4 protein-coding genes are annotated in these 2,430 nt (G+C 69.1%); 3 read left to right on the top strand and 1 reads right to left on the bottom strand.

All coding sequences use genetic code 11. The features are described 5' to 3' along the window. The 3 genes from GPA_RS13750 to GPA_RS13740 all read left to right on the top strand — a co-directional run. Nucleotides 1–376 (top strand): SIR2 family NAD-dependent protein deacylase (locus GPA_RS13750; RefSeq protein ID WP_462486146.1); only part of this gene is annotated, 376 nt, incomplete at its 5' end. Then, entirely contained in the window at nt 373–999 is a 627-nt protein-coding gene (locus GPA_RS13745) for a 4Fe-4S binding protein (protein WP_015540239.1), read from the top strand. The genes GPA_RS13750 and GPA_RS13745, both read left to right, overlap by 4 nt. 74 nt (nt 1,000–1,073) lie before the next feature. Continuing rightward, nucleotides 1,074–1,745, top strand: coding sequence for a pentapeptide repeat-containing protein (locus tag GPA_RS13740; RefSeq protein ID WP_015540238.1), 672 nt, complete (start codon nt 1,074–1,076; stop codon nt 1,743–1,745). 109 nt (nt 1,746–1,854) lie between these two features. Here GPA_RS13740 and GPA_RS13735 read toward each other — a convergent pair whose 3' ends face one another. Further along, complete coding sequence (locus GPA_RS13735; protein ID WP_015540237.1) at nt 1,855–2,052, bottom strand: hypothetical protein; 198 nt, start codon at nt 2,050–2,052, stop codon at nt 1,855–1,857. Nucleotides 2,053–2,430 lie beyond the last annotated feature (378 nt).

Below are 2,430 nucleotides of genomic sequence, written 5' to 3'. Positions count from 1 at the left end.
CGAGGACTGCCTCGTGCCCTCCGAGCTCGTGCCCGCGTGCCCCGTGTGCGGCGGCCCGATGGCCGTGCACCTGCGCGTGGACGGGCACTTCGTAGAGAACGCCGAATGGCATGCCTCCCAGGAGCGCTACCGCCGCTTCGTCGAGGGCATGGAGCGCGAGCCCGCCGTGCTGCTGGAGCTGGGCGTGGGGTGGAACACGCCGGGCATCGTCCGCTTCCCGTTCGAGGCGCTGGCCCGCGCGACGAACACCCCGCTCGTGCGCCTGAACTACGACGACGCCCGCCTGCCCGAGGGCGTGCCGGGCGTGGGCCTGCAAGGCGACATCGCCGAGCTGTGGCCGCTGATCGCGAGCGCGGCGGGAAAGGGGGAGCAATGACGGTAGACGCAGATTCCTGCCTTCGGTTCCTACGCGAGGTGCGCGACGTGGCCTTCGCCACCGTCGACGAGGACGGCCTGCCCGCCGTGCGCGTCATCGACGTCATGATGGTGGAGGGCGGTCGGCTTTATTTCGTGGCCGCGCGCGGCAAGGCGTTCTATGGACAGGTCATGCGCACGCGCTATGTGGCGATCGTAGGACAGTCGCCCGACTACCGCACGTGCCGGCTGCGCGGCCCGGTGGAGCACCCCGACGATCCGGTCGAGCAGCGCCGTCTCGTGGACCGCGTGTTCGAGCTCAACCCCTCCATGGAGGAGCTCTACCCCGGCGATTCGCGTTACGTGCTGGAGGCGTTCTACCTGGAGCGGGGCCAGGGAGAGTTCTTCGACCTGGGCCGCCACCCCCTCTTCCGCGCACCGTTCGCGCTGGGCGGCGGCCCCGTCGCGCGCGAGGGCTTCACGGTTTCGGACGCCTGCACCGGCTGCGGTGCCTGCTTCGCGGCTTGTCCACAGGGCTGCATCGCGCCGCGGCCCGACGGCCGCGCCTTCATCGAGCAGCAGGCGTGCCTCCACTGCGGCCGCTGCCGCGAGGTGTGCCCGTCGGACGCCATCGCGCCGCGGTAGCGGGGCGTACCTCCTGCGCTCCCGGTTCGCCCTCCTTTTCAGGTAGAATGATGGGGACAGAAAGAGGCTGCCCCATGAAGAACTCCCCGAAACCCCATCCCGCCAACCCGGCCGTGCCCGGCGAGCTGGCGGCGGTGGACGCGCTCGCTGCGTGGATCGAGCGCGAGATGGACGGCGACCCGCTCGTTGCGCACGTGCTCGTCGCGGGCGATGCAGCCGTGCGCGCCGACTTCTCGCTGCTCGAGCTGTCCGAGTCGCGCGTCGAGGGCTGTCGCTACACGGCCTGCGACTTCTCCCGTGCCTCGTTCGCCGACGTGGCGTTCTCCGGCTGCGATTTCTCCAACAGCGATTTCTCCGAGGCGAACTTCACGCGCTGCACGTTCTCCTCGTGCAAGTTCACGGGAGCGAACTTCACCGAGGCCGTGCTTGCCCGCACCGAGCTGAGCGACTCCACGCTGTCCTATGCGTCGCTCGCGAAGGCCAGGCTGACCGACGTGCTCGCGCGTGCTGACGATTTCTCGCACGCCGACCTGTCCGAGGCGCGACTTGCGCGCACCGTCTTCGACGACGTGCGCTTCACGGGCACGAGCTTCTTCCGCACCTCGCTTGCCGGCATCGACTTCACGACCTGCCAGCTGGCCGATATCGTGCTCTCCGACGCCATGGGCGAGCTCAAGGGCTGCCGCATGGACCTCTACCAGGCCGCCGGCATCGCCCAGCGCCTCGGCGTGGTCATCGCCGACTGACGGCGCAGTCCGGAAGCCGGCGGCCCTTGCGGGGCGCTTTCGGCCTTCGGTCCGCAGCATCCGCCGCAGGGCGTCCGCGGCGCCCGAACCGCCGCGTCCGTTCGGACGCCTACCCTTGCTTGCCGCGCGTCTCGATCTCGTCATGGGCCTCGATGATGGCCTTCTTGACCGCCTTTTTCACCACTAGGTATCCGATGGCTACGAACAGCGCGATTATCAGTGGGTAGACGACAAAGATTAGCAGCTCCGGCACCCCTATACCCAGTATCCTCATGTCATCCGCCTTTCCCTCGGTGGCGTCGATCATACCATCTTTCCGTTCTGCCTTGTGTCCTCCTCCGCGATCGCCCGGCCCCGCGACCGTCCTGCCCGGTGACCTCCCTCGAAGGGCGGCCTCGCTTGCGGTCACCCGCTCCGGCTCCAAGTGCCCGGGGATTGGCAAAGGCTCGCCCGCACCGCTTTCGATAACGCCGCCGCGTTGCCGGTGCGTTGACCGGCGGTGCAAAAGCCGTTGGTTGCCCGGGGGTGCATGCGCGCAGGACAATGGGGGGGAGTCGATCCGGTTTGCGGCCGCGGCAGCTGCCTCGCGCCGCAGGAAGCGAGGCCCCCATGATCCCGAACCAGTGGTATGCCGTTCTGTCATCCTCCGAGGTGAGGCGCGGGCGCCCCGTGGGCGCCGTGCGCT

It is taken from the genome of Gordonibacter pamelaeae 7-10-1-b (assembly GCF_000210055.1).
GTDB lineage: Bacteria > Actinomycetota > Coriobacteriia > Coriobacteriales > Eggerthellaceae > Gordonibacter > Gordonibacter pamelaeae.
The sequence above is the reverse complement of the archived record's forward strand: the minus strand, read 5'-3'. Positions and strand labels throughout refer to the sequence as shown.

Bases quoted from the DNA above. Each gene is read 5' to 3' on its own strand.
- GPA_RS13740 (WP_015540238.1), top strand. From the start codon at position 1,074: ATGAAGAACTCCCCGAAACCCCATCCCGCCAACCCGGCCGTGCCCGGC.
- GPA_RS13735 (WP_015540237.1), bottom strand. From the start codon at position 2,052: ATGATCGACGCCACCGAGGGAAAGGCGGATGACATGAGGATACTGGGT.
- GPA_RS13745 (WP_015540239.1), top strand. From the start codon at position 373: ATGACGGTAGACGCAGATTCCTGCCTTCGGTTCCTACGCGAGGTGCGC.